Origin of the sequence: Nocardia bhagyanarayanae (assembly GCF_006716565.1) — a bacterium.
Lineage (GTDB): Bacteria > Actinomycetota > Actinomycetes > Mycobacteriales > Mycobacteriaceae > Nocardia > Nocardia bhagyanarayanae.
On sequence record NZ_VFPG01000001.1, the window covers coordinates 4,822,283 to 4,846,802 of the forward strand.

The window sequence follows — 24,520 nt, forward strand, 5'->3', positions numbered from 1 at the left end:
GTTCCCGGTTGAACTGGATCGGTGAGGCGATGCAGCGCATCTCTCAGCACCGGAACGTTGGTAGCTTCTGCTTCGAAAGTCTTGAACGCGAGCAGATCGCGTTGCAGCCGAGACGATGTCGACGACAGGTAGTGCGGTAAGCGGAAACCGCGCACGGGGTAGGGGGCGTCGAGCGCAGGTTCGCTGCCGCAGGGGAAGGCATGGACAGCTGCGCTGGTTGCCGTTCAATGGCGATAGCGCGGAAACGCTGGCCCGCGTGGGTGAGGAGTCCTGGGCTGGACTTGTGAATGACGTAGGAATGAGTGCCGAGCCGCGGCGTCGCGGTCGTGGCGTGGGCGAACGAAGCGTCGCTTGCGCGACGAGGAAGTCAGCGCGGACGTCGAAATCACTGTGGGCCATGGGTTCTCTCCACGGCCGTGCGGCCGACCTTCATCCCTTCTCATCAATGAAACCGGAAAAACGTGAACTCGGCTAGTACTCCAGCATCACTTCGTGATGTAGTCGGCGTCGTCGCTGGTGGTGGGCCTGTTTAGCGTATTGGCGGCGCGCTCCAACGGTCTGGACCATCCGATGGTCGGGGTCTGGCAGGACATCCGCAACGTCGACGGTTGCCGTCGGTTCTGCGAGGACAACCGGCGACTCGGCTACCCGGGGCCTGGTCGCCATTCATCCGCTGCACGTCGCGGTCGCCAACGAGGTCTTTGCGCCTTCCACCGCGGCCGCCGACGAAGCGCGCCGCCCGATCGCCGCGTTCGAGGAAGCCGAGGCCGCGGGCCGCGCCGCCGTCGACTTCGAGGGACAGTCTGTCGACATCGCGCACGTCAAGACCGCGCGGGCGCTGATCGCCCTCGCGGAGGCCGTCGGGGTCGGCTGATCGACTGTGGGACAACCGAACCGCCCCGTCCGTGATCCTTCGCGGGCGGGGCGGTTCTCGTTGCGCTACTTTGTCTTCACCATCACCGGGCCGTCGGAGAGGATGGTTCCGGTGTCGACGGAGGGCAGCGACGAGGGGGCGAGGCTGCCGTCGGCGCGGACGTCGTAGGTGTGCACCCTCGTGGTGATGTTGGTGGTGAGCACATCGGCGGCGTAAAGGTGCTTCTCGTCGTCACTGAGCAGCACCCAACCGGGGCCGGAGCCGAGCGGTGTGTTGTACGGGGAACCGGGCAGCGGGGTCAGCGCACCGTCGGCGCCGATGGCGAAGCCGCTGACCTTGCCCGCGGCGACCGAGGGGATGTAGACCCGGCGCCCGTCGGTGCTGACCTCGGCGTTGTGCGGCATCGCCGGAACGGCGTACGGCGAGCCAGGAGTGGGTGTCAAGCGACCGTCGGCACCGATGGCGAAGCCCGACACGGCGCCACCTTGTTCCTGGCTGACGTAGACGAAGCGTCCATCCGGCGTGTACCCGGGATTGACCGGCAGCGTTCCGATCGGCACCGAGTCACCGAGTGGGCTCAGGGTGCCGTCGGCGTGGATGGCGAAGCTGGTGAGGTTGCCGTCGAGCGCGCTGGTGAACCGCAGGAACCGGCCGTCGGGGTCGGTGGTCAGCATCGGCAGCATTCCCAGGCCCGCGCCGGGCACCGGGGTCGATCCGGCCGGTGTCAGCGCGCCGGAGGCGCCGACCGCGAAAGCGTCGATGCGTCCGGGGAATCCACCGACACCGACGTACAGCCACTTGCCGTCGGGGGTCAGGGTCGAGGTGATCGGCAGGCCACCGTCGATCGGCGCCTCACCACCCGGAACCGGCCGCAAGGCGCCCTGATCATCGATGTGATAACCGGTGACCTGCTGGGTGCCCGCCTGGGTGGCGTAGAGCGTGCGGCTCTCGGGCGCGAGAGCGACCGAGAACAGGCCGAAGTCCACATCGAACGGGCTGCCCGCGACCTTGGTCAGGGAGCCGTCGGCATTCATCCGCAGGACGGCGATAGTGCCGCTGGCGGTACCACCGACCAGCATGAACTGTGGTTGCGCGGCGGGTGCGGCGGCGGCCGGTGGGGCGGGGGAGAGCGTCCAGCTCGCCGAGCTCAGCAGTACCGTGGCCAAGGCGACACGGGCCTTGTGGATACCGCCGCGGCGGCGTCCGGTCCGGCGGGATATGGATGTCGTCATCGACTACCTTTCGCAGCGGGAGCGCCTGCGCTCCCTTTCCTTTCGCACAGTTGTCCCCGTACGGCATTGCGTTGTCCGTGTCGCGATGCGTCGTGCGAATTGCGCTAGACCGTACGGATTGATCGGCCCCGGAAATGTCCAGAATCCGGACACAAATGGCCGAGTCGCGCCCGAGCCCATTTCCGGAAGTGTCTGAATTCTGGACAGTCGGCGTGCACGAACAGGTCGTACCGTCCTGCCATGGCATCTGATTCGAAGACGACAGGTGATGTGGCGAGACGGGTTCCCGTTTTCTCCGGTGGTCACACTCGCCGCAGTGCGGGCTGGATCATGGCGCTGGCCGCGGCCATGCTGCCGGGACTCGCGGTGGTACCGCACGCGGCTGCGGAGGACGCCGGTTATTTCATCTACGCCCATGGTTTTCTGAGCAACGGCATCGCGGGATACCGAGCGTCGGACACCGGTGCTCCGGCGCCTATCTCGGGCAGCGCGGACACCGGAGTACCCAACTGGCCCCAGGCGGCGACCCCGGACGGACGGTTCCTTTTCGTGGCGCCGACAACCGAACGGCGGCTGCTCACCTACGCCATCGGCCCCGACGGCGAGCTGACCGCGGGAGCGACGCTGGCACTGCCGGATGTGCCGATCGACATCGCGTTCGCCCCGAACGGGCGCGACGCGTATGTAGTGACCGGCCTGACCAACGCGAAGGTGGTAGCCCTGAGCATCGGCGCCGACGGCGTACCCGTGCCGAACGGGCCTGCGGTGCCGTTCGGTCAGGCGATGGACGGCGTTTCCACGGTCGCGGTGGCGCCCGACGGCGCGAGCCTGTTGGTGACCTCGCTGTTCGCGCGCCAGCTCCTGAATTTCGATATCCATCCCGACGGCACCGTGTCCGCGCCACGTCAGCGCCTGGGCACGGGGATGAATCCGATCTTCGCGACCATCACTCCCGATGGCCGCTCGGTATACGTGATCAACGAACTGACAGCAGACGTGTCGGCCTACCACCGGGCCTCGGACGGCGCACTGACGGAGATGGCCGGATCGCCATATCCCGCAGGCCTTTTGCCGCACGTTCCGAGCATCACCCCCGACGGGCGCTACCTGTATGTGCCGAACATGGGCTCGAGTTTCATCAGCTCCTACCGGATCGAGTCGGATGGGTCGCTGACCGCGTTGCCGAATGCGGATTTCGCACCGGACAAGCCGGGAACGTTCGCCGAGTCCTCGGTGATGTCGCCGAGCGGGCGGACGCTGTGGGCGCTGGGCACCGACCCCGCTCGTGGCGGTGAGGAGATCCTGCGCCGGTTCGCGATCGGCGCGGACGGTGTGCTCGACCTCGACGAGTCGATGACGATCTACACCCGAAAATTCGTCGCGGACGGCCGGACGATGACGCTGGTGCCCCGGCGATAGCTGTCCCGATGAGATGCGCTCGCCGAAACCCAGTGCTCGTAGAGTCGGCGGAACTCTTGTGGCCGTCCTCGAATTCCACGTTGAGCACCATGCGCAGTACCGTTGATGTGTTCGCGGAGTAGGTAGTTGTAGGTGCCGACTGTTCGTCTCGCAAGGGGTCTTCCGCGCCGGGAGACCCGTGTTGCGACGACTCGCTCGGCGTTACTGCCCGGATAGGACAGCTTCGGGGTGGGGGACAGGTTGGGGTTCGGTGGCGTTGCGAGTTGCCGGGGAGTCCATGTTTCGAGATCGATGAGCTCGCGCCGCGGCGATCCAGTCCTCTGCCCGCGTTCTGGTGGCGAACGTTGCCGGGGCTTTGTGGATGGCCTTGTCCGGGCCGGTGTAGTTGGCTTGCCAGCGCCCTGATGGAAGCTTGCGGAGTCCACCGAACGCACGGGATTCAGCGCGATGAGGGTGCTGCCGATCAAAATCGTCCCGAACCACTTGCGAGATAGCGGCGAGAGAAGTCCGCCGGGTCCCGGCTATTGCGTGCTGCCGGTCAGACTGGGACGGATTGTTCCTAGGCACTGTTCTGCCCTTCTGCGGCTCCCGAAACAACCGTAGCTTCGTTGTTGTAGCCAGGAAATTGCTAGAGAGCTGGAGAGAAGTAGTCATGGCAGACAACGTCAAGACAGTGGCCGTCAAGGGTTGGGCCTGGGACATCGCGACCGATATCTATTTCCCGCCCGGGTTCGACGAATCGAAGACGTACCCCACCATCATCTCCGCCCACCCGACCGGCAGCTGCAAGGCGCAGACTTCGGGCAACATCTACGGCACGGCGCTGGCCGAGGCGGGCTTCGTGGTGGCGGCCTTCGATGCGAGCTTCCAGGGTGACAGTGGCGGCGATCCGCGGGCGGTGGAGGATCCCGGCTTCCGGACCAGCGATTTCAGCTTTGTGATCGACTATCTCGTCACCCTGCCCTTTGTCGACGCGGACAACATCGGTGTGCTCGCGATCTGTGGTGGTGCGGGTTACGCCGTGGCGGCCACCAAGATCGATCGCCGCATCAAGGCACTGGGCACCGTGGTCGGCAGCAACGTCGGCCGACTGATGCGTGAGGGTTTCTCCGAGTACAACCCGATGGGCATGCTCGAGGCGATCGCCGCCCAGCGCACGGCGGAGGCTCGCGGCCAGGCCCAGGTGATCAACGATTTGCTGCCGCCGTCGGTCGAAGTGGCCAAGCAGGCGGGTGTCGCGGACATCGATGTTCTCGAGGCCACCGACTACTACAAGACCGATCGCGGCCAAGCCCCCGGCGGCAAGACCAGCTTCAACTTCGGTCGTCAGGCCGCCCTGGCCGATTGGGACGCCTACGATCGTGTCGAGGTCTTCCTGACCCAGCCGCTGTGCGTTGTCATCGGCGACAAGCCCGGCGCCTTCGCCTCGCAGCGGCTGAGCATGGAGCTCTACGGTCGTGCCGCGTCGAAGGACAAGCAGCTCGTCGTGGTCGAGGGCGCCTCGCACTACGACCTGTACGACCAGCCCGGCCCGACCGGTGAAGCGCTGGCGAGCCTGGTGCCGTTCTTCGGCAAGCACCTGAGCTGATCGGCTCGATACACGACAGCGATGACCACCGGAACTGTGGTCCTCGCTGTCGTGGGGCACGAGCGCTTCGACTCAGTCGAACAAGTCGAGGAGTGAACCCTCGTTGTCCGAGCCGATGATTCCGACCGGCTTGCTGCTGGCGTCGTCGAGGATCGCGTCGAGGTTCGCTCGGATGTCCTCCGGCGTCACCTCGGCGTTCGTGTAACCGGTGTTCATCGTGAGCGCGAAGCGCTGCATCACGCCACCCTGGCTGAGCAGTGTCTCGCCGGTGATAGAGCAGTCCTCGTGTGCGAGGTAGGCAACGGTCGGGGAGACCATTGCGGTGGTCATCGAGTTCTCGAGCATCTTCTTGAGATCATCGGGTATCTCCGCCTCCGCTGCCATTCGCGTGTAGGCGGTGGGGGCGATCGCGTTCACGCGAATACCGACTTTGAGCGCTTCCATGGCGAGGGTGCGGGTGAACGAGAAGATGGCGCCTTTGGAGGCGACGTACGCGCTCTGCTGTTCGAAGCCGACCAGCGTGGGCGACGCGGTATTGACGACTCGCCCCGCACCTGAGGCGATGAGATGAGGCCAAGCGGCGGCGGTGACCGCTGCGGTGCCGAAGAAGTTGACCTCCATGTGCTGGCGGATGCCCTCGATCGCCTCCGGGCCGAACGGCGTCATGTGGTTGATGCCGGCATTGTTCACGACGATGTCGAGACGCCCGAATGTCTCGATCGCGGTCCGCACGATCGCCTCGGCGCCGGTCGAGACGCTTTCGTAGTTCGCGACGGCCTTGCCGCCAGCCGCGATGATTTCGGAGACCACATCGTCGGCGGGGGAGGTGTCGGACCCTTGCCCGGCGGCAGACGATCCGAAGTCGTTGACTACGATCGATGCTCCCCGTGAGGCCAGCAGCAGCGCGTGCGAGCGGCCGAGCCCCCGGCCGCCGCCCGTGACGATGGCGACCTTCCCGTCGAAACGCAACATGGCTCTCGCTTCCCTCCATGCATGGCATGGACGCAGGTGGACGGGACGTAGGGCATCCCATCGGACTAAAAATATATTTAATAGTATATGACGCTCGAGGTGCCGCCACGCAAGAGTGGGCGAAATCGGTCGGCGCCATGGAATCGCCGCCGTCCAACCGCGTCGATCGCCGCTGCGGTGAAAGAACCTCCCACTGCCCGTACGGCATCGACCTCACGCGCGACCCGGGTCGTGAATGGCGGCATCCTAGGCGAGAAGATCGGTCGCAAGGCGGTGCTGTCTCTGAGCCTGCTGATCATGGGTATCGTGTCGGGATTGATCGGATTGCTGCCGTCCTGCGAGACGATCGGTATCGCGGCGCCGATCCTGCTGGTGATCCTGCGGATCCTGCAGGGCTTCGGTGCGAGCGCCGAGCTGGGAAGTGCGATCGCGGTCGCCTATGAGTACGCCGACGAGAGGACCAAGGGCCGTTTCGGGGCGTTGCCCGCACTCGACGCCCAGGTCGGACTACTCGGTGCCTCGCTGGCGGTGACCGGTGTGACCAGCTTTGGCAAGGAGTTCCTCTACGACTGGGGTTGGCGTATCTCGTTCGTCGCGAGCTTCGCCGTGGTCGGTGTCGGCTACTGGATCCGGCGCAATATGCCGGAGACGCCGGACTTCGAGCGGGTGACGACGGAAGCCAAGCGGCGCAAGGGGTTCCAGGTGTTCCTGGATCTGCTGAAGTTGGACTGGCGTGGGCTCGCGGTCGTCGCGGCGGTCTATGGCGGCTATGCCGCGATCTCCTACACCTTCAAGACTTCTCGCTGTCCTACCTCACACAGTTCCAGGACGTGGCGGCCAACGTCGGCGTTTTCGGAATCACCCTGGCCAGCACGGCGGCGATCATCACGGTGCCGCGCGTCCGGGCTCGGCGCGGGGCGCGAGGTCAGTGGAGCGACAGCGGGCGGCAGGGTCCCGTTGGCGGCCTTGGCCATCGTGACCGTCTCGCCCACACACGCGACATGGGGTGTCTCGCTGCTGATCATCGGCGCGGCTGTTCTGGTGGTCGCCGGTGTGGTCTTCGACCAGAAGGACCGGGTGGGCTTGCGAATCGCTGGTGCCGGTACACCGCCTGGGGCTCGGAAACTCTGACCTCGGAGTTCCGCACCGCGATAGGGAGACAGCCGCTGTAGTAGACGAGGAGCGGCGGCTATGCGCTTACGGTTCTCGCGGAGCCGCTCGCGCGGGAGAGTCGAACGGCGAGAACACCGAGGATCAGCACGAGCAGCACCACGACCAGCCACGGCGGCACGCGGTAGGCAAGTATCGCCGTGGCGATCAGTACGGCAGCACCGACGACGCGGGGCAGCCAATCACCACGCGTCTCACGGTAGAAGTAGAAGGCCTGCGCGAGCAGGTAGACGGCCGGGCCGGTCAGGACGAGGACGCCCGCGGTTCCGGCGCGATCGATGTGCGCGTGCCCGAGCAGCATTTCCGCGCCCGCGGCGAACATCACCAGCCCGGCCACCACCCCGTAGATCGCGCTGAGTCCGAGGTGTACGGCGGCGATCGGGTCGGTGGTGTGGGTGATGTGGCGGACCACCTCGTGCTCGGCGCGGGCGAAGTACATCTGCCACAGGCACACCAGTGCCAGGAAGCAGCCGAAGGCGAGGGTCAGCACCAGCGCGTCGTCGTGGTGTCCGGTGATCACCCGTCCTAGCGTCAGTACGGTCTCGCCGAGCATGATGATGAGGAACAGCCGCATCCGTTCGACGATGTGCTCGGCGTCGAACGCCAGTAGGCGCGAATCGATCCGCCGCCCGGGGATCGGGTGGGCCGACCAGGTTCCGATCAGATCGATCCCCGCTGCGGCCGCCCAGAACCACAGGCGCGTTTCTGGTTTCACTGCCGCGCCGATCACCCACAGGGGAGTGGACACCGCAAACCAGAGCAGCACCCGCAGAAAGTGCCCACGCAAGGCGTCGCTGGGCGCGGTCACCGCGGCGTAGACGCACGGACCGATCAGCGCGGCGAGCATCGGCACCACGAACAGCCACGGGCTGTCGTCGAACGCGTGCGCGATCCCCGCGTTCGCGAACAGGCCCAGCGCCATCACCACCACGGTCACGATCTTCGTGCTCGCGCGTTCGACGTCGAGCATGGTGATCTCGAAGGTGGTGAACGTCCAGATACCCACCACCGCGATCAACGCCACCAGGGTCTCGGCCGCGCCCCGCCAGCTTATGTGTGCGACGAAGTGGTGGGTGAGCTGACCCAGCGCCAAGACGAAGACCAGGTCGAAGAACAGTTCCAGTGGCGAGACCGCCCGGGCGAGCGGCAGATGCGGTGCGCTCATCAGCTTCCTCCGGCGCCGATCTCCGACCGTTCCAGCGAACCCTCAGCATACCTACGCGCAATGCGGACAGCGCTTGTTCCTGCGACATCTGCGTGCCGTCGCCCGGGCCGAATCGGTGCCTGCGTGGCGGCGCGCGTGGCGCGTAGATCGACGGGGCTCACTCGCCGAAGCCCGAGTCCGCAGGATCCTCAGGAAAGGACTACCGCGCGAGCGCCGTTCTCCCCGGCGCAGTAGTCGACCGCCCTCGCGATGTTGTCGAAATCGAATGTCTCCGTGACCAATTCGTCCAGCAGCAATGCGCCACGCTGATAGAGCTCGACAAGTTGGGGAATGTCGCGCCGGACATGCGCCGAGCCGTACAGGCAGCCCTTGACCGTCTTGCCGGACATGACCACATTGTTGAACACTTCGTCCACGCCCACACCGGGCCCCGCGCCGACCAGAACTGCGGTGCCACCGCGCCTGGCCATCGCCACCGCTTGATTGACGGTCTCCTGGCGTCCCGCCACTTCGATTACGACGTCGGCACCGCGGCGGCCGGTGAGCCGCTGCACCTGTTTGACGACGTCCGGGCCTGCGGTGAGGGTGTGGGACGCACCGAGGCGGGTGGCGAGTGCGAGCCGGTCGGTGTGGACATCGATGGCGATGATGGTGGTGGCGCCTGCGATCCGGGCACCCTGTACTGCGTTCAGGCCCACCCCACCGCAACCGATGACCGCGACGGCGTCGCCTACCCGGACACCGCCCGTCTTGACCGCGGCGCCGAATCCGGTGAGCACGCCACATCCGAGCAGGGCAGCGGAGGCGATCGGCACCCGGTCGGAGATCCGGATGGCCGCGCCCGCCGGCACGACGGTGCGTTGGGAGAATGTGCCGAGCCCGCAGAACTGGCGCACCGGTGTGTCGTCGAGACTCATCCGGGTGCTGCCGTCAGGCAGCGTGTGGGCGCCGAGCATGGTTCGCGGACGGCCGCACAGGTGCTGTTCGGCGCGCTGACAGTAGTAGCAGGTGCCGCAATTCGCGAGCCACGACAACACGACATGATCGCCGACGGCCAGATCGTCCACGCCTGCCCCGACCTCGGCGACGACACCGGCACCCTCGTGGCCGAGCACCAAAGGCGCGGGCGCGGGGAGCTTCCCGGAGAACACCCCCACGTCGGAATGGCAGACACCGGTGGCGGCGACATCGACGACGACCTCGCCGGGACCGGGTGACGCGATCTCGATCTCGGCCAGCCGCAGTGGCGCACCGGCCCGTTCGAACAGTGCTGCTCGTGTCATGTGTCCGTCTCCGTTGTTGTGGTCTGCCCGTAGGTGTCGCGCAGCACGTTCTTGAGGACCTTGCCGTTGGCGTTACGTGGCAATTCGCCGACGACGTAGAAGTGTTTGGGCACTTTGTATTTGGCGAGACGTTCACCGAGCCAGCCGCGCAGCTCCTCGATGTCGAGGGAGCTGCCTTCGGTCGCGACGACGAGTGCGGCACCCACTTCGACGTAACGCTGATCCGGCACGCCGATCACGGCGGCGTCGGCGACATCGGGGTGTCCGGTGAGCACCATCTCGATCTCGGCGGGGTAGACGTTCTCACCGCCGCTGCGGTACATGTCCTTTGCCCGTCCGGCGATGGTCAGAAAGCCCTCGGCATCGACGCTGCCGAGGTCACCGGAGTGGCACCAGCCATTGATGAAGGTGGCGCGGTCGGCGTCGGGCCGGTTCCAGTAACCGATGCTCACGCCGCCGCTGCGCACACAGATCTCACCGACCTCGCCGACAGCGGTGCGTGAGCCGTCCGGCCGGACGACCTTGATCTCGGTCATGGCCTGTGGGGTGCCGATACTGCTCTCGTGGCCTCGGGCCCGATCGAACTCGAGGCTGGTGCTGACCGCGCCGCCTTCGGTGAGACTGTAGGACTGCACCAGTTCGACACCGGGGAGGCGGTTTTCGAGTTCGTCGTAGACCCACGGCATCACGATGTCACCGCCGGTGACGATGCGCCGCAGCGTCTGCGGTACGCGTTCGATGATGTCCTCGTCGCCACGCAGCAGGTCGAACAGCATGAAGGGGTAGAGCAAAACATCGGTGGCGCCGTGCCGGTCGGCGACGTCCAGGAAGTTCTCGAGCGTGAAGTTGCCCGACGGGAAGGTGATCGCGGTGCCGTGGGAGGTCAGTGCCGGCAGCAACAGGACCTCGAAGCCGCCCGCGTGAAACAGCGGCCCGCTGGTCTGGCTCACGGTTTCGCTGCCGATGCGCCAGCGTTGCGCCTGGATCGATCCGATCCACAGGGCGTTGCCGTGGGAGAACAACGCGCCCTTGGGTCGTCCGGTGGTGCCCGATGAATACATCAGCGACACCGGGTCTTCGGCGCTCACGACCGGGAAACCAGTGGCATCGGAGTCCTCGGCGGCGAATTCGGCCAGTGGAACCGCTCCATCGAGGGAACCGGAATCGCCGCGCGCGACATAGGTTGTCACCGCGATGTCGTCGCGGATGCCGGCCAGCGTGGCGCCGAATTCGGGATCGAACACGAGCACGCCGGGATCGGAATCATCGAGCGCGAAAAGCAATTCCGGTGCGGTGAGCCGCCAGTTGAGGCGTACCGCGATCGCGCCGACCCGACCGATGGCCAGGTAGAGGGCGATGTAATCGGTGCAGTTGCGTAGCAGCAGACCCACCCGGTCGCCTTTGCGCACCCCTGCCTGTTGCAGCGCCCGCGCGTAGCGCAGCTCGGCGGCGCGCAGTTCGAGCCAGCTCAATGCGGGCTCGTTGCCGAGGGCGACAGCGGGCCGGTTCGGATCGACGGCGGGCATCTGCGCGGCGATGGCGTCGGTGATGTAGTTCAGGCTCATCCCCATCGGATGCTCCGGCGAGTGAGGCGGCAGTGACTCATTCGTTGTTCCTTGTCTCTCAGTGGACCGCGCCCGCGGCACGGAGGGTGTCGAGCTCGGGTGGATCGAAACCCCAGTCGAGGAGTGCGCCAGTGGTATTCGTCCCCGCCGGTACCGACGGACCTTGGACCCCGCCGGGGGTGCGGCTGAACCGCGGCGCGGGCGCGGGCTGCAGCACGCCGTCGACCGGGACGAAACTGTGTCGTGCCAGGGCATGCTCGTGCTTCAGCGCTTCGTCGAGGTCGAGAACCGGTGTGGTGCAGGCTTCACGCCCGGCGAAGGCGGTTTCCCATTGCGCGCGGGTGCGGGAGAAGAACACCTCCGCGAACCGGTCACGCATCGACGTCCAGCCCGCGCGATCCCATTGGGTATCGGCGAGTTCGGGTTCCAGTCCGAGGACGTCGAGGAGTTCGGCGAAGAATTTGGACTCGATGGCGCCGACCGCCATCCATCCACCGTCGGCGGTTTCGTACACGCGGTAGAACGGCGCGCCGCCGTCGAGCATGTTCGTGCCGCGCTCGAGCTCGAGCATCCCTGCCTGCCGTTGGCCGTAGAAGACGCCGCCGAGCAGTGCGATGCCGTCGACCATCGCGGCGTCGACCACCTGTCCGCGTCCGCTGCCGCGAGCCTCCCACAGCGCCGACAGCAGCCCCATGGCCAGCATCAGGCCACCGCCGGCGAAGTCACCGAGCAGGTTGAGCGGGATCGCGGGGGCACCACCTCGCGGGCCCATCGCGGCGAGCAGGCCGGTCAAGGAGAGATAGTTGAGATCGTGTCCGGCCGTCTGACTGAGAGGTCCGTCCTGACCCCACCCCGTCGCCCGGCCGTAGACCAGGCGGGGATTGCGCGCCCAGCATGCCTCCGGCCCCACGCCCAGTCGCTCGGTGACACCCGGCCTGTTGCCCTCGATGAGGGCGTCGGCCTGTTCGACCAGGCGTAGAACGGTTTTCACGCCGTCGGGGTGTTTGAGATCGATGGCCACCGATCGTCGTCCGCGATCGTTGACGAAGGCCGGCTGACGCCCGTTGCTCGCGCCCAGATCGGTGCGCAGGGCACCTACGGCATCGGGCCGGTCGATGCGCAGGACCTCGGCGCCGAGGTCGCTGAGCAGCATCCCGCACCACGGTCCGGGCCCGAGCCCGGCCAGCTCGATGATCTTGAGTCCGGTCAACGGTCCCGTAGACTGCCTTTCGGTCGAGGTCGGTCGATCCATGACTTCACGACCCGACGAGAATCTGTTTGAGCTCGGTGAACCCGAGAATTCCCTCTGGGCCCGATTCCCGGCCCCATCCGGACGCGCCAACACCGCCGAACGGCGCGCTCATCGCGGGACCGAAGGTGTTGACGGCGACCGCGCCGGCCCGGATCCGACGCGCCACCTCGATGCCGAGGTCGGTGTCGGCGGTGAACACCGCGCCCGACAATCCGAAGACGGTCGCATTGGCCAGGCGCACGGCGTCGTCGAGATCGCGGTACACCTGTACCGCCGTCACCGGGCCGAACACTTCGCGCTGGACCAGCTCGGCGTCCTCGGACACGTGGGTGAACAACGTCGGCTCGTAGAACCACCCGGCATCAAGGTGCGGTGGCCGTTTGCCGCCGGTGACCAGATGCGCACCGTCGGCCGTGGCTTTGGCGACGAAGTTCTCGGTGCGGTGCCGCGCGGCCTCGTTGATCAACGGACCGAGATGGGTTTTCGGATCGAGCGGGTCGCCGATGGTCAAGCGCTCCCAGCCTGCCCGGAGCTTGTCGATCAGTTCGTCGTGTCTGCGCTCGGACACCAGGATCCGCGACAGCAGCGCGCACACCTGGCCCGCGCCGTTCGTCGCGCCGGGAACCAGTGCCCGCAGCGCCCGGTCGAGCGGCGCGTCGTCGAGGATCAGCGCGGGAGACTTGCCGCCGAGCTCGAGCTGGGTCCGGGCATAGCGGCCGTGGGTCGCGGCCAGCACGTCCTGGGCGGCGACATGCCCGCCGGTCAGCGACACCAGGTCGACCCTGGGATCACGAGTCAATGCCTTACCTATCTCCACCGGACCACAGACGATGTTGACCACGCCTGCCGGGAAGCCCGCGCTCAATGCGCACTCGGCGACGAGCGCCATCGTCAGATGCGATTCGGGCGCGCCCTTGATGACGACGGGACAGCCGGCCAGCAGCGCGGGCACCACTTTGGACGCGATCGTGACGACGGGCCCGTTGTAGGGCAGGATCGCCACCACCACGCCCACCGGTTCCCGGCGCAACAGCACCTGCCCCAGCTCGGACGACCGTTGCTGTTCGCTCAACATCTCCTCGGCCTTGTCGAGCGCGGACCGCCATGCCGCAGTGGTGCCGAACCGGTGCAGTGCGCGCCCATGACGCAGCGGCATCCCCGCCTCGACGGCCCACACCAAGTCCAGTTCGGCTGATCGCGCGTCGACGAGGTCGAACCAGCGAGCCGTCGCGGCCATCCGTTCGGGAAGGGGAGTGCGGGCCCAGGTCTCGCGCGCGGTGTCTGCGGCGTCGACCGCCGCGAGCGCGTCGGCTACGGAGGGCTGCCGGACAATGGCGACGGGCTCACCGGTGGCCGGCGCGACGATGGTCGAACTGTCGCCCATGGCGGGACCGAGCGCGCCGCCGACCAGCACGTCGTCGGCATGGGCGACCTCCACTCCGGAGATTTTCACTATTCCACCTTCAGTCGACGACCTGTGGTCTGTCCCGGTTCCGGCCAGGCGATTCCTGCGCAAGCCAGAAATTCTATCCCGGTGTAGAATATATATAATGTTGTGGAGGTGCAATGTTTGTCAGTGGTCCTGTGTGGGCCGAAATCGCGCTGTGCGGGCACGACGGCGCCGGCTGCTGTTCCGGTTGGGTGAGCGGCTTCCCGAGAAGGGGCATCGGGTTCGTTAGAATCGCCGCGGTGTCGGGACGGTCATGGCCTCGGGCGCACGGAGTTCGACAGGGAGGTTGACGATGGGTGCGCCACGCGCAGGTAACGATTCGGTCCACAGTGCCGAACCCACGACGCGGGCGATGCGAAAGCGTGCCGGCCGCGTTCGGTTGATCGAACATACCGCGGCGCGCTTGTTCGCCGAATATGGTTACGAGGCAACAAATTTCGAGGCCATCGGGGCGGCGCTGGACATGCGCGGCTCCAGCCTCTACTACTACTTCCCATCGAAGGAAGAACTCTTCCTGCGCTGTATGGAGCACGCGGCCGCCGAGGTGTTTCCCCGGCTGCGGGTGATCGCCGAGTCGGAGGGTGCGCCGCTTGACCGGCTCCGCTCTATGTTCCGCGAGGAAGCTGTCATCACGCTGCGGGAATACCCGGAGTTCATCCCGCTCTTCCTCAAGGTGCAGGTGCCGATTGACGCGCTCGAACAGCGGCGCGACGAGCTGCGGCGCGAGCAGACCGCGATCTTCCGCGAAGTGGTCGACGAACTCGTCACCGCACCACAGGCTATTCCGGCCGATCGCCTGCACGTGACGTTGAATCTCGCATTGGGCGGGCTGGCCCTGATCGGCGAATGGTTCAAGCCCGGCAGTGATCTCGGGGTCGAAGAATTCGCCGACCAGGTGTCGCAGACTCTGATCAGGATGTTTGTGGCCGATCCCGGCTAGCGGGTTCCATCGACCGGCCTGGCACTAGTCCGCGACAGCCGCTCGCGATGTCTGCGTCGCGGGCTCGGGTTCACTCGGCGGACGTACCCGCATCAGGACCAACGCGACGATCGCGGCGATCGTCAGTGGAACGATGACCGCGAGGTACATCGAGCGCGGCGTCAGCACACTCAACGCGTAGCCGGCGACGATCGGCGACAGAATCGCACCGGCCCGGCCGACTCCCATCATCACGCCATAACCCTTGGCCCGGGCGAGCACGGGATAGACGGCGGTGGACGTCGCGGTGTATCCGGTGAGCGCCGCGAAGATCGCCGCGCCGAGCACGGCCGCCATGGTCAATGCGATGGGGCCGCGCAGTGTCACCGCGAACACGGCGATCGCGAGCGCTGCCACCAGCGAGGTGACGGCGGCGATCCGTGCGCCGGCGAATTTCAGGCCGACCGCACCGAAAAGGGTGCCGCCGATGACCGCGCCCAAGCCGATCATGATACCTGCCATCGCACCGCTGCCGGCATCCCCGCTGGCGTTTTTGATCAGCTGCGGAGTCCAGGTGCCGACGAAGTAGTAAGCGGCCGTCAGCATCGAATAGCCACCGGCCAGCAGGATCGTCCGCGTCCGCAGCGTCTGGCCCAACAGTCGGCTTTCGGCGATGGTGGCCACGTGTCGCGTCGGCTCGCCGGTGGCCTTGCGCTGGAGAAACTCGTCGGATTCACGGAGGAAGACCGCGGTGACGACCAGGGAGATGGCACCGAATGCCGCGCCGATCCAGAACATGCCCTGCCATGCGCCATCGACCCATGTGAGCAGCCCGGCTCCGGCGAAACCGGCCAGCATCGTGCCGAGCGGATAACCGATCATGACCACACCCAGCGCGATACTGCGCCGATTCGCCGGCGCGCTCTCCTGGCCGAGCACGATGATCACCACGCTGATCGTGCCGATGGCGATACCGGTGACGAACCGGGTGAGCAACAGCGTCTCGAAGTTGGTCGATAGGGCCGAGGTCGCCAGCCCGATCGTGTTGACCGCCAAACCGATCATCAGGAGCTTGCGACGCCCGTAGCTGTCGGCGAAGCGGGCGAGCCCGATCGCGCCGACGGCCATGCCCGCCAGGGCGGCGCTGACCAGATATCCCTTCTGGGCGTTCGACGCGAATCCCTCTGGGAGATATGGCATCGCGAAGCCCATCACCAGGACGTCGTATCCGTCGAGCATGTTCAGGAACGCGCAGAACAGGACGACTGCTATTTGATTGGGGCGCATGCCGATCGTGGCTGCCCAAGACTTCTGTGGATTCATCGGATCTCTCTTGTTCTGCGCGAAGGAACGTTGCTCCTCGGGGCGCCGTCGCGGGCTGTCGGGGCCGGCGACGGGCTCGGGGGAGTGGCGGTGCGGAATGGGGGCACCGGGGGCCGTCGGCGAGGGGGCCGCAGGAGCTTCTCCCAGCAGCAGGATACGAAGGAGTGCATGAAACTTAATGTATTTTCGTGAAACCGGTCCCGAGCGGAGATCTGTTGGATGCGTAACGGGTCGCGGCCCACCGCGCGATACAGCGGCGCTCAGGGCAACCGCAGGGGCTGATGTGTGATTGTTTGTGCAGACGAGAGCATCAATCTAGTCATCTGTTGAATTCCGATGTCTCTGACGATAGTATCCATGCCGTCCTGTGATCCGCAGCACAAACCAGGCAGTCAGGATGGCTCCTCGCCTTCGATCTGCTGACTCACCTGAGCAAGTACATAATATTTAATGCTGAGATCTCGTCTAGATTCCCGGCGTCCCACCTGGCAAGACATTGGAGTCCTCATGGCAGCAACAAAGACGATTCGCCGTGTATGGGCGCTCGACGCCCCTCAGCTCACCGTCGACTGCGGCATCTTGATGCTCGGCTCGGGCGGCGTGCAGGAGACGATCCCCGCGCCGACATTCCTGATCGAGCACGACGAAGGGCTGATGGTGTTCGACGCGGGCCTGGCGACCACCGGCGCCGGCGATCCCGCTGCCGCGTACGGGGAACTGGCCTCGGCGTTCCACATCGATTTCCCCGAGGCCTACCGGCTCGACCGGCAGATCGAATCCATCGGCTACGCCACCCGCGACGTCCGCCGGGTCGTGCTGTCGCACATGCACTTCGATCACACCGGTGGACTCGATCTTTTTCCGCACGCACAGGGTTTCATCGGCGCGGGCGAACTGCGCTACGCGAAGACGCCGTCGAACCTCGACGCGGCCTTCTTCCGGGAGGACGACATCACGGCCGCGCAGAAGATCGCCTGGATCGAGGTGCCCGCCCGATACGACCACGACCTGTTCGGCGACGGCAGCGTCACCCTGCTCTCACTACACGGCCACACCCCGGGCACCCTCGGCCTGAAGTTGCGCATGCCCGACGAGAGCACCCTCGTCCTCACCAGCGACGCCGCGCACAAATGGGACAACGTCGACCTGACCATCGGCATGCCGTTCGATGTCGACCGCACGAACAAGAACAGCTCGCTGCAGAAGATCAAACTGCTGTCCACGCAGCCCGGAACCACGGTGTGGATCAGCCACGATCCGACGGACTGGGCCGAGCTGCGAGCGGGCGGCTCGGAGATCACCAGCGCCGCGACGCTTCGGGCTCGCACGGCGGACTCCGTGCCGGCGTGAAGACACTGGCAGCGGTTATCGACGAGGGCAGCACCGAGCTCGAGTTGCGCGAGTTGCAGTCGGCGAACCAAGTTTCGGTGAAGTCCACGTCGAATTCGTCGCCTCGGAACTCTGTGATTCCGACTACCACTTCGTCGACGGGATTTCTCGGAGGTCGCACACCGATCGTCCTCGGCCACGAAGGGTCGGGGATCGTCGAATCCGTCGGACCGGGCGTGACCCGGCCGCAGCCCGGCGACCACGTCGTCGGCAGCTTCGTGCCGACCTGTGGTTCGTGCCGATACTGCGCGACCGGGCGGTCGAGTCTGTGTGACATGGCCGCCGACACGATGAACGGCACCTTCTCCGACGGCCGCTTCCGCTACCACGATGCGTAGGGCCGCGACTACGGCAGCCTCTGCATGCTCGGCACCTTCTCCGAACGGGGCACCGTGATGGAGCGGTCGATCATCAAGATCGATCCCTGGATTCCGCTCGAAGTGGCCGTCCTGGTGGGCTGTGGAGTGCCGACCGGCTTGGGGACGACGACAGAGGTCTGAACTACGCCCACTACGTCTCTGCCAGCACGGCGTGATCGGGCTGATGAAGAACATCGCGCTCGAGCTGGCACCGCACGGCATCCGGTGCAATGCCCTCTGTCCCGGTGCCGACACTCCGATGATCGACACCGAGTCGGCCTACGACCTGTTCGCCGGCGGCTCCGGCGGTACCCGCGCTCATCTCGACGAGGCACCTACCATTTCAACGCCCTCGAGGCGAGGTCGGTGCTCGACCGTCAGGTCGTCGCGGATACCTCGCTGTACCTCAACTCCGAGCTGGCCTCGGTAGTGACCGGTGCCGTGATCGCGGTCGATGCCGGTCACGGGCTGCTCACCGGGTTCAACCGCGCTCCCGTCAAGCGTTGATCGACCGGGGCCTCCCGTGCACGTCGGGAGGCCGCTTCGGGTTCTCGGCCCGCTGATTCGGAGTCGCCGAATCGGGTAAACGCACCGTGGGCCCAGCTAAGCATAATGCGTAATTCTCGCTTGAAGCCGAACTGAAGGGATCACGGATGTCAGGGATCAAGCTTCGACCACTCGAGCAGCAGGTTGCCGTCGTTGCCGGCGGATCCAGTGGGATCGGTCGAGAGACCGCGCTTCGGCTGGCCGCCGCGGGGACGAAAGTGGTGGTGGCGGCGCGCAACGAAGCGGGGCTGTCGACGCTCGTGCGCGAGATCGAGGACGCCGGTGGGGAGGCGGTGTATGCGGTCTGCGATGTGAGCGATCGGGCTAAGGTCGAGTGCGTCGCCGAGTTGGCCGTGGCGAAGTTCGGTCGCATCGATACATGGGTCGCCGTCGCGGCCGTGGTGGTCTACGCGGACTTCGAGCACACCACACCCGAGGAGTTCCGCCGGTTGATGGAAGTCAACTTCATGGGACAGGTGCACGGCTTCCAGGTGGCACTGCCGCATCTTCGGCGGGCGGGCGGTGGTGCGCTGGTGTCGGTGGGATCGGGCGAGACGGTGATCTCGATGCCGCTCAACAGCGCCTATGCCGCGTCCAAGCACGCGGTCGAAGGAATGCTGGACGCGCTGCGGCGTGAGCTGCAAGCCGCGGGCACACCGATTTCGGTCACCAGTATCAAACCGGCGGCGATCAATACCCCGTTCTTCAACAACGGCCGCAACAAGATGGACGTGAAGCCGAAGGGCGCTCCACCGTTCTACGACCCGGCGGTGGTCGCCGAGTGCGTTCTGTTCGCCGCCACCCACCCGGTCCGCGATCTCTACGCGGGTGGCGCGGCCAAGCTCATGAAGGTGACACAGCACCTCGCCCCGCGACTGGCCGACGTCGTGCTGGCCAAGTTCGGTATCCCGATGGAACAAACCAAGGACGCGGCGACCGACACCGACGGCAATCTCTACGAGCCGAGCGGGGACGCACGCGTCCAAGGGGATTTCGGAAAACAAGCGCTGCCGTTCAGCCCTTACACCTGGCTGGCGACCCATCCCACTGCGCGCCGCCTGCTCTGGGCAGGGGCGCTGGGCGGACTGGGAACACGATGGGCCGCCCGCGCGCGGTCTGCCGCGTAACAACTGACGCCCACTGCGGACGATCCGAGAATCTCACCCGACGAGAGAGGAAGCTCATGACAACCGACAACATCGAAAACGTTCGAATCAAGGCCCTGGCTTGGGACCTCGCGGCAGATATCTACTATCCGCCGGAATTCGACGCCGGACGGAAGTACACCACGATCATCAGTGCCCATCCGACCGGCAGTTGCAAGGAACAGACCTCGGGCAATATCTACGCCACCGCGCTGGCCGAGCGGGGGTTCGTGGCGATCGCCTTCGACGCGAGCTTTCAGGGTGACAGTGGTGGCGAACCGCGCTTGATCGAGGACCCCGGGTTCCGTGCCGAGGACTTCAGCTACGTCATCGACTATCTGGTCACCCAGCCCTGGGTCGACGAGAACCGCATCGGTGTACTGGCCATCTGCGGTGGCGGTGGCTATGCCGTCAGCGCCACCATGACCGAACGACGCATCAAAGCCCTCGGTACGGTGACCGGCGCCAATGTCGGGCGGCGAATGCTCGAGGGCTTCACCGAGTACGACCCGCTCGGTGCGCTCGAAGCGATGGCCGCGCAGCGCACCGCCGAGGCTCGCGGCAAGGACGAGCAGGTCAACGATCTGCTGCCACCGTCTCCGGAAGCCGCCGAGCAGGCAGGTCTGACGGATGTCGACCTGGTCGAGGCGACCGAGTACTACAAGACCGATAGAGGGCGTAAACCCAACGGCCGCACCAGCTTTCTGTTCTCACGGCAGGCGCGCCTCGTCGGCTGGGACGCCTACACCCGCGCGGAGATCCTGCTCACCCAGCCGTTGTGCCTCGTCGTCGGCGACAAGCCCGGCGCCTTCGGCGCCTACCGCGACGCGTTCGAGCTCTACCAGCGCGCCGCGTCCAAGGACAAGGAACTCGTCGTCCTGGAGGGCGTGACGCACTACGACCTCTACGACCAGCCCGAAGCGGTATCGCAAGCGCTGGACCGCCTCGTGCCCTTCTTCACCAAGCACCTCTGACGGACCGCCGGCTCACCGGTCCGGTTCCAGCTGGTCCTCGTCGATCGGCCGGGTCAGCAGCTGCTCGATGAGAACCTTTGTGGCCGGGCTGAATTCGCGGCCGCGGGCGGTGGCGAGGTGGATCCGGCGCGCCGCCCAGGGTTCGGCGAGTTCCAGAACGGCGACGCGGCCGGTCCATTCGTGGCCGACCAGGCACTCCGGTTGCACTGTGACGCCGAGCCCGGCATGTACCAGGCTGATGGCGGAACCACCGCTGCGCAACACATGCTTCGGCGCGTAGTCCTCACCGATACGTTGCGCGGCGGCGCGCAGCGCACCGATCAGCGCGCGCGGCGCGATCAGGTTCTCCGGCACCAGGTCTCGGATCGTCACGCTGGTCTGTCCGCTGAGCGGGTGGTCGAGTGGAACCACGGCGACGATGCGGTCGCGGCGGTAGGGGGTCACCTCCACACCGTCCAGGTCCAGACCGTAGGCCGAGGCGAAGACACCCAGATCTGCCTCGCCGCGGGCGACCTCCTGCACGATGTCGGCATTCTCCACCTCGTGCACCACCAGGTCGACCAGCGGGTACTCGCGGCTGAACTCGCCGAGCTCGCGGGCAAGGAACGGCACGATCACCGACCGGGCCGAGACGATTCGCAACTCGCCCTGTACGCCCTCGGTGAGCGAGGCGAACTCGGTGCGCATGTCGTCGAGACTGTCGAAGATCATCCGGGCGTGGCGGGCCAGGATCGCCCCCGCCGGGCTCGGCACCACCCCCTTGGGGGTGCGCTCGAGCAGCTTGACGCCCGCGATGTTCTCGAGGACCTGAATGCGCTTGGTCGCGGTGGACGCGGCGATGTTCTCCCGGATCGCGGCCAGACCGATCTGTTGTTCCTCGATCGCGGAGAGGAACAGGCGCAAGGTGAACAGGTCGACCTGCCTGATCAGGTGCAACCGGTTGAGCGTGCCCATATCACCTCCGCTGTCGGGCCTGACCGGTGTTCCCGATCATAGTAGGACTCTGTGGAGAATATTTAATATGGCATTCAGGTGGTCGGCACCCGCTCGATGAGGGCGACCTTGACGTGGTCGGGCCGCTTCAGGGTGCCGTCGGGCACCAGCTCGACGGTCGTCTTCACGTTGAGCGCTGAGCGCACTCGGCCTTCGATGGTGGTGCGCAGATCGTCGCGCTGTTCGGCGGTCAGGTCCAGTGCGTATTCCACGACCAGAGGCAGCGGACGCTGGGTGGAGTGGCCCTCGAAGTCGGCGCGGATGCGCATCTCGCCGGTCGTCGCGGGCGCCAGTTCCATGACCAGCTCCTTGACCGCGGACGGGAACAGGTTGATGCCACGCACGATCAGCATGTCGTCGGTGCGGCCGACACAGCGCACCTTGTAGCCCGTTCGGCCGCACGCGCAATCGGTGCCGGTGACGACCACATGGTCGCGCGTGCGGAAGCGCAGCAGGGGAGAGGCCTGGCGGCGCAGCGCGGTGTAGACGAGTTCACCACTGGCACCTTCTACGGGCGTCACCTGGTCGCCGGTCTCGGGGTCGATGAGCTCGGCGACCATCAGATCCGGTGACAGGAAGTGCATGCCGTCACCGACCTCGCACTCGCCCCAGTAGGTGCACGCGATGTCGGTGCCGCCCAACATTTCCCGTGCCGTGGCGCCCCACAGCGACTCGAGCTTCTCGCGCACCGCGGGCAGTCCGCCGCCGGGCTCGCCACCCACGCTGATCGCGCGCACACCCAGTTCGGCGGCGGCGCGGCCGACGATCTGCGGCGCCTGCTCGGCCAGATGGGTGAGGAAGTAGGGAGTGCCGATCAGGGCGTTGGGGCGCTGATCGGCCTGGACGCGCAGCAGTCGCTCGGCGCCTGCTTCCGCGCCGATCGGGATGTCGACGATGCCCATGTACTGCAGTATCTGCACGATCGGCAGTCCGCCGACGAAGCCTTTGCTCATGCCGAATCCGTGCAGCAGGCGATCGCCGGGCCGGAATCCGTTGGCGTAGAGGGCGCGTGCGCCCAGCTCACTCCAGGTACGGATGTCGCTTTCCGTCAGACCGACATAGGACGGTGAGCCCGTGGTCCCCGACGACGCCTGAATCTGGACGATGTCGGCATCGGCGGCGGCGACATGGGTGCCCAGCGGCGGTGCGGACGCGAGGCTGTCGCGCAGTTCCTGCTTCTGGGTGAACGGCAGGCCGGCGAGGTCGGCGACGGTCTCGATCTTGCCCATGTCGACGCCGTGCTCGGCGAACTTCGCCTGGTAGAACGCGCTGTGCGCGGCCAGGTATGCGAGCTGCTCGCGGAGCCGCTCGTCCTGAACCCGGCGCGCCTCCTGCGCCGAGAGGGTCTCGACAGAACTCCAGTACCGCGCCGAGAAAGGAACACTTCTCATGATGACTCCCGAATGGCCGTTGCAACGTCGCCGCGCTACCGTTGTCGTCCGGCGACGATTGTTCCCCGACCATAGTTGGGCTATTGTTTCTATTCAATTCGCTGTCTTCGAATCGTAGGTTCGGAATTTTTCACTTGCTAACGCCCTGTCCGTTGGTCAATCTCGAATTGTCGCTGGATATGCTCTGCTGACCTGCTGATTCGGGGGAAAGTGGGCTTCGGGGATTCGGAGCTGCCGAAGGGGCAATTCGAAGATCCTCACTTGGCGCATAGGACGGGCGGAATTAACGTACTGCTCGGCGAACAATTATCTGAACTCATCGCATACGGAGCACAAAGAATGAATTCGAACTTCCTGGACGAGGCGCAGGCAGCCTGGCTCGACACCGTGAACAAGTTCATGGACGACGAGATCACCGTGGAGTATGTGCGCAAGTGTGACATCGCCCGGGAGTACCCGTACGAGGCCTACGAGAAGATCGCCGCCCAGGGCTGGCTCGGCATCCTCATCGACGAGGCCGACGGCGGCTCGGGCGGCGACATCTTCGACTACTCGCTGATGGCCGAGGGGCTGGGCAAGTTCGGTTTCGACTTCGCCTGCTCGGTGCTCGTGCCCACCTTCACCGCGATGAACATCCTCAAGTACGGCACCGACGAGCAGAAGGCGCGCTACGTCAAGCCGTTCATCGACGGTCAGATCCGCTTCTCGGTCTCGATCTCCGAGCCCGACGCCGGTTCGGACGCCTCCAACACCAAGACCCGCGCGCGTCGTGACGAGAACGGTGACTGGATCGTCTCCGGTCAGAAGCTGTGGTGCTCAGGCGCCGCGGCCAAGGACACCGTCATCGCGATGCTGGTGCGCACCGACGCCGACGACAAGCACGGCGGCCTGTCGGTCCTGCTGATCCCCAACGACACCCCCGGCCTGGACATCCGCAAGCTGCCGACGCTGTCTCGGCACGCCACCGGCACGACCGAGATCTTCCTCGACGAGGTCCGCGTACCCGCCGACGCGCTGCTGGGTGAGGTCGGGCAGGGCTGGAAGATCATCACCGACCACCTCGAGCTCGAGCGCTGCGCGGTCGCCGCCGCCTATGTCGGCAACGCCCAGGAAGCGGTCAAGGCCGCCAACAAGTACGCCCACGAGCGCATCCAGTTCGGCAAGCCGATCTACGAGTTCCAGGTGCTCAAGCACATGCTGGCCGAGAACCAGACCCGCGTCGACGCCGCGCGCCTGCTCTGCTACCGCGCCGCCAAGATGAAGGCCGCCGGTCTGCCCGCCGCCCGCGAGACCTCGATGGCCAAGCTCTACGGCTCCGAAACGCTCAAGCAGTGCGCCCTCGACGGCATGCAGATCCTCGGTGGTTACGCCAACCTGCCCGAGGCCGACATGGAGCGGTACCTGCGCGAGAGCGTGCAGTCGACCATCGGCGGCGGCACCTCGCAGATCCAGCGCACCATCATCGCCAAGTCCATGCGCCTCTGACCCGCACCCCCACAAGCACTCTCAGG

23 protein-coding genes are annotated in these 24,520 nt (G+C 66.1%); 12 read left to right on the forward strand and 11 right to left on the reverse strand.

Annotation, left to right across the window (positions count from 1 at the left end):
* Positions 1-939 precede the first annotated feature (939 nt).
* Positions 940-2,106, reverse strand: a complete 1,167-nt coding sequence (locus FB390_RS20800; RefSeq protein WP_141810432.1) for a lactonase family protein — start codon at positions 2,104-2,106, stop codon at positions 940-942.
* A 240-nt stretch (positions 2,107-2,346) separates the two neighbouring features.
* On the opposite strand from FB390_RS20800, the gene FB390_RS20805 reads away from it, so the two are divergent.
* Positions 2,347-3,525 carry a lactonase family protein gene (locus FB390_RS20805; protein WP_141810433.1) on the forward strand — a complete coding sequence of 393 codons (1,179 nt, stop codon included), beginning with the start codon at positions 2,347-2,349 and terminating at the stop codon, positions 3,523-3,525.
* Between the two features lie 201 nt (positions 3,526-3,726).
* On the opposite strand, the gene FB390_RS34990 is transcribed toward FB390_RS20805, so the two are convergent.
* On the reverse strand, positions 3,727-4,227 hold the full coding sequence (locus FB390_RS34990; protein ID WP_484213833.1) for a hypothetical protein: 501 nt from the start codon (positions 4,225-4,227) through the stop codon (positions 3,727-3,729).
* Here FB390_RS34990 and FB390_RS20810 point away from each other — a divergent pair.
* The gene (locus FB390_RS20810; RefSeq protein WP_141810434.1) at positions 4,178-5,113 is read left to right on the forward strand and encodes an alpha/beta hydrolase; all 936 of its coding nucleotides are present in this window, start codon (positions 4,178-4,180) and stop codon (positions 5,111-5,113) included. The genes FB390_RS34990 and FB390_RS20810 overlap by 50 nt on opposite strands.
* A gap of 72 nt (positions 5,114-5,185) precedes the next feature.
* Here FB390_RS20810 and FB390_RS20815 read toward each other — a convergent pair whose 3' ends face one another.
* Positions 5,186-6,085, reverse strand: a complete 900-nt coding sequence (locus tag FB390_RS20815) for an SDR family NAD(P)-dependent oxidoreductase (RefSeq protein WP_141810435.1) — start codon at positions 6,083-6,085, stop codon at positions 5,186-5,188.
* Positions 6,086-6,172: 87 nt separating this feature from the next.
* Here FB390_RS20815 and FB390_RS20820 point away from each other — a divergent pair, with 87 nt between their 5' ends.
* On the forward strand, positions 6,173-7,216 hold the full coding sequence (locus tag FB390_RS20820) for an MFS transporter (protein ID WP_246124134.1): 1,044 nt from the start codon (positions 6,173-6,175) through the stop codon (positions 7,214-7,216).
* A 58-nt stretch (positions 7,217-7,274) separates the two neighbouring features.
* Here the strand turns inward: FB390_RS20820 and FB390_RS20825 are convergent, their stop codons facing one another.
* The 5 genes from FB390_RS20825 to FB390_RS20845 form a co-directional block, all read right to left on the reverse strand.
* Positions 7,275-8,420 (reverse strand): low temperature requirement protein A, encoded by a 1,146-nt coding sequence (locus tag FB390_RS20825; protein ID WP_141810436.1) that lies wholly within the window; start codon positions 8,418-8,420, stop codon positions 7,275-7,277.
* 188 nt (positions 8,421-8,608) lie between these two features.
* Complete coding sequence (locus tag FB390_RS20830; RefSeq protein WP_141810437.1) at positions 8,609-9,703, reverse strand: Zn-dependent alcohol dehydrogenase; 1,095 nt, start codon at positions 9,701-9,703, stop codon at positions 8,609-8,611.
* Positions 9,700-11,274 (reverse strand): class I adenylate-forming enzyme family protein, encoded by a 1,575-nt coding sequence (locus FB390_RS20835; RefSeq protein ID WP_141810438.1) that lies wholly within the window; start codon positions 11,272-11,274, stop codon positions 9,700-9,702. The genes FB390_RS20830 and FB390_RS20835 overlap by 4 nt, the downstream gene beginning before the upstream one ends.
* 52 nt (positions 11,275-11,326) lie before the next feature.
* Positions 11,327-12,520 (reverse strand): CaiB/BaiF CoA transferase family protein, encoded by a 1,194-nt coding sequence (locus FB390_RS20840; protein ID WP_141810439.1) that lies wholly within the window; start codon positions 12,518-12,520, stop codon positions 11,327-11,329.
* 4 nt (positions 12,521-12,524) lie between these two features.
* Positions 12,525-14,087 carry an aldehyde dehydrogenase family protein gene (locus tag FB390_RS20845; protein ID WP_141810440.1) on the reverse strand — a complete coding sequence of 521 codons (1,563 nt, stop codon included), beginning with the start codon at positions 14,085-14,087 and terminating at the stop codon, positions 12,525-12,527.
* A 175-nt stretch (positions 14,088-14,262) separates the two neighbouring features.
* On the opposite strand from FB390_RS20845, the gene FB390_RS20850 reads away from it, so the two are divergent.
* A complete protein-coding gene (locus tag FB390_RS20850) occupies positions 14,263-14,910 on the forward strand; it encodes a TetR/AcrR family transcriptional regulator (protein ID WP_185757109.1) in 648 nt (215 codons plus the stop codon).
* A 24-nt stretch (positions 14,911-14,934) separates the two neighbouring features.
* On the opposite strand, the gene FB390_RS20855 is transcribed toward FB390_RS20850, so the two are convergent.
* Entirely contained in the window at positions 14,935-16,212 is a 1,278-nt protein-coding gene (locus tag FB390_RS20855) for an MFS transporter (RefSeq protein ID WP_141810442.1), read from the reverse strand.
* A gap of 507 nt (positions 16,213-16,719) precedes the next feature.
* Between FB390_RS20855 and FB390_RS20860 the strand changes: the two genes are divergently transcribed.
* The 7 genes from FB390_RS20860 (at position 16,720) to FB390_RS20880 (ending at position 20,625) form a co-directional block, all read left to right on the forward strand.
* Positions 16,720-17,562, forward strand: coding sequence for an N-acyl homoserine lactonase family protein (locus FB390_RS20860; RefSeq protein WP_141810443.1), 843 nt, complete (start codon positions 16,720-16,722; stop codon positions 17,560-17,562).
* Complete coding sequence (locus tag FB390_RS20865; protein WP_246124135.1) at positions 17,559-17,939, forward strand: alcohol dehydrogenase catalytic domain-containing protein; 381 nt, start codon at positions 17,559-17,561, stop codon at positions 17,937-17,939. Before FB390_RS20860 ends, FB390_RS20865 begins: the two co-directional genes overlap by 4 nt.
* A gap of 24 nt (positions 17,940-17,963) precedes the next feature.
* Positions 17,964-18,101: a hypothetical protein gene (locus FB390_RS34330; protein ID WP_246124136.1), complete on the forward strand. Its 138-nt coding sequence runs from the start codon at positions 17,964-17,966 to the stop codon at positions 18,099-18,101.
* 43 nt (positions 18,102-18,144) lie between these two features.
* Positions 18,145-18,390: a hypothetical protein gene (locus tag FB390_RS20870; protein WP_246124137.1), complete on the forward strand. Its 246-nt coding sequence runs from the start codon at positions 18,145-18,147 to the stop codon at positions 18,388-18,390.
* Positions 18,327-18,467 carry a hypothetical protein gene (locus FB390_RS34335; RefSeq protein WP_246124366.1) on the forward strand — a complete coding sequence of 47 codons (141 nt, stop codon included), beginning with the start codon at positions 18,327-18,329 and terminating at the stop codon, positions 18,465-18,467. Before FB390_RS20870 ends, FB390_RS34335 begins: the two co-directional genes overlap by 64 nt.
* A gap of 146 nt (positions 18,468-18,613) precedes the next feature.
* Positions 18,614-19,633, forward strand: coding sequence for an SDR family oxidoreductase (locus FB390_RS20875; RefSeq protein ID WP_221639330.1), 1,020 nt, complete (start codon positions 18,614-18,616; stop codon positions 19,631-19,633).
* Positions 19,634-19,689: 56 nt separating this feature from the next.
* Positions 19,690-20,625 carry an alpha/beta hydrolase gene (locus FB390_RS20880; RefSeq protein ID WP_221639331.1) on the forward strand — a complete coding sequence of 312 codons (936 nt, stop codon included), beginning with the start codon at positions 19,690-19,692 and terminating at the stop codon, positions 20,623-20,625.
* 12 nt (positions 20,626-20,637) lie between these two features.
* Here FB390_RS20880 and FB390_RS20885 read toward each other — a convergent pair whose 3' ends face one another.
* Together FB390_RS20885 and FB390_RS20890 are read right to left on the reverse strand one after the other, a co-directional pair.
* On the reverse strand, positions 20,638-21,579 hold the full coding sequence (locus FB390_RS20885; protein WP_141810444.1) for a LysR family transcriptional regulator: 942 nt from the start codon (positions 21,577-21,579) through the stop codon (positions 20,638-20,640).
* Positions 21,580-21,653: 74 nt separating this feature from the next.
* Positions 21,654-23,009: a phenylacetate--CoA ligase family protein gene (locus FB390_RS20890; protein ID WP_141810445.1), complete on the reverse strand. Its 1,356-nt coding sequence runs from the start codon at positions 23,007-23,009 to the stop codon at positions 21,654-21,656.
* A gap of 339 nt (positions 23,010-23,348) precedes the next feature.
* Here FB390_RS20890 and FB390_RS20895 point away from each other — a divergent pair, with 339 nt between their 5' ends.
* Positions 23,349-24,494 (forward strand): acyl-CoA dehydrogenase family protein, encoded by a 1,146-nt coding sequence (locus tag FB390_RS20895; RefSeq protein ID WP_141810446.1) that lies wholly within the window; start codon positions 23,349-23,351, stop codon positions 24,492-24,494.
* The last annotated feature ends 26 nt before the right edge of the window (positions 24,495-24,520 follow it).